The organism is Aminobacter sp. P4_H6_2 (assembly GCF_056400805.1).
Map to the genome: position 1 here is coordinate 1 of NZ_JBFUKO010000915.1, position 1,567 is coordinate 1,567.

Genomic DNA, 1,567 nt, shown 5'->3' on the forward strand with positions numbered 1-1,567 from the left:
GCTCAGGCGATGCTCGAGTTGGCCGCGCACGACCGCCCTGTCGATCGCGACGCGCTGATCTTGGCAGGTTTCACGCGTGCTGAGATCGCCRCCTACAGCGAAACCGCCGCCGACATCGCCAACGCCACCGGCCGCGCGGGCTGACACCATGGTCGCGACCGAAAATCTCGACCCGTACGCCGACGACTTCGACGACGACGGCGAATGCTGGAACTGCAACGGCGAAGGCCTTGTCTATTCGCGCATCGACGGTTTCTGCGACGACGCCGAAAGCGGCTGCGATCTCTGCGGGCGCCGCTGTGACGTTTGCAATCCGGCCACGACCCGGAACTCTGAACTGGACGCCGTCATGTCCGATGCCTTGGCAGCTGCGGGAGACAAATCCTGATGAGCGCTCGCGACGCCCTCGCCCGGCTGCGGCGCCAGCACACAAACGAGCCGGCGCCGCGCGAGCTGCAGCTTTCGCGCCGTCACGCCCGCCTCCTCATCGACATGCAACGGCCCGGCCACAACACCACGCCACTGGACTATGCGCTCGACGACGATTCACCGCCGTTCGAGGCGCGCCCGATGTTCGGCTTATGCGAATGGACGCTGATCTTCGCCTTTGCCTCCAGCCTCGGCTCTGCTGCGCTCTGGTTTGGTAGTGGAGGCTGAAATGGCTTGGCGTCACACGCAATCAATGATTGGCGGCCACACAGTGCCGTCGCTACGCGTATCTCCGATCCATAGCGTCCAGCTCCACCGCCAACTTTTCAATGTAATTCAATGCGCTGTCGATCTGCCGAAGCAAAGCCCGGGCGGCTGGAAGGTGATCCGCCGTAAGCGCCGCCCTGTGGGCAGCCGAGCGCATTACTTCGTACGCCTTTTCCGTTGCGTCGACATACTGAGTAGCCTTGGTGAGAAATTCATCCATCTCAGGCTCGAAAAGCGGTCGTGCCTCAAGGAGGCTTCGATGCGTTGTCACGCGCTGCAGGAATGTGTGGATCGCAGCGAGACCAGGAGAGTGATCAAAAAAATTTCGTATCAACGCTTCCTCGCTCATTGCCGATCGCATTTGACCCACCACCGTAACGGTAACCCGCAGATCAGATGCCATATGGCTCCCTGCACGCTTCGCGATCATTCGCTCACGGCTTCGCTCGGCTCCAATCATTTCAGAATGTCTGATTTGGTGTTGATCGTCGCTAAGTCGCATCTGACGAACCGTCAGATAGGCAGCGGCAATTGCCAAGACACCGCCCAGAAGTCCCTGCCAGTCACGAACGGTCGCCACGGCCGTTTCTCCAATAACATCTGCCACTGCCAGTCCAACCAAAAGGCCGACTGCCACGCAGATAATGTTGCTAGCCGCTTGAAGAACCCGCTCCGCCGTCATGAATCGCTCCCCCGATCCAAGATCGTAAGGCTCGATGGAACGCAGTGGCAAGAGACGCAAAATCACAGTGGCATCCAAGAGGCGAAGCTATGGCCCTGTTGACACCGGAGCAGGCCGCAGCCGAACTTGGCATCGGTGAAGACACCCTTCGCGAAATGCGCAAGGCCGGAGAAATCCCCTACATCAACG

General features: G+C 60.2%; 4 protein-coding genes. 3 read left to right on the forward strand and 1 reads right to left on the reverse strand.

Features of this window, described 5'->3' with window-relative positions; genetic code table 11:
• Positions 1–148: 148 nt before the first annotated feature.
• Positions 149–388, forward strand: coding sequence for a hypothetical protein (locus AC1DUU_RS31600; RefSeq protein ID WP_476787245.1), 240 nt, complete (start codon positions 149–151; stop codon positions 386–388).
• Positions 388–657, forward strand: a complete 270-nt coding sequence (locus AC1DUU_RS31605; protein ID WP_476787246.1) for a hypothetical protein — start codon at positions 388–390, stop codon at positions 655–657. Before AC1DUU_RS31600 ends, AC1DUU_RS31605 begins: the two co-directional genes overlap by 1 nt.
• A gap of 52 nt (positions 658–709) precedes the next feature.
• On the opposite strand, the gene AC1DUU_RS31610 is transcribed toward AC1DUU_RS31605, so the two are convergent.
• Positions 710–1,444, reverse strand: a complete 735-nt coding sequence (locus AC1DUU_RS31610) for a hypothetical protein (protein WP_476787247.1) — start codon at positions 1,442–1,444, stop codon at positions 710–712.
• A 23-nt stretch (positions 1,445–1,467) separates the two neighbouring features.
• On the opposite strand from AC1DUU_RS31610, the gene AC1DUU_RS31615 reads away from it, so the two are divergent.
• A partial coding sequence (locus AC1DUU_RS31615; RefSeq protein WP_476787248.1) for a helix-turn-helix domain-containing protein occupies positions 1,468–1,567 on the forward strand: 100 nt, incomplete at its 3' end.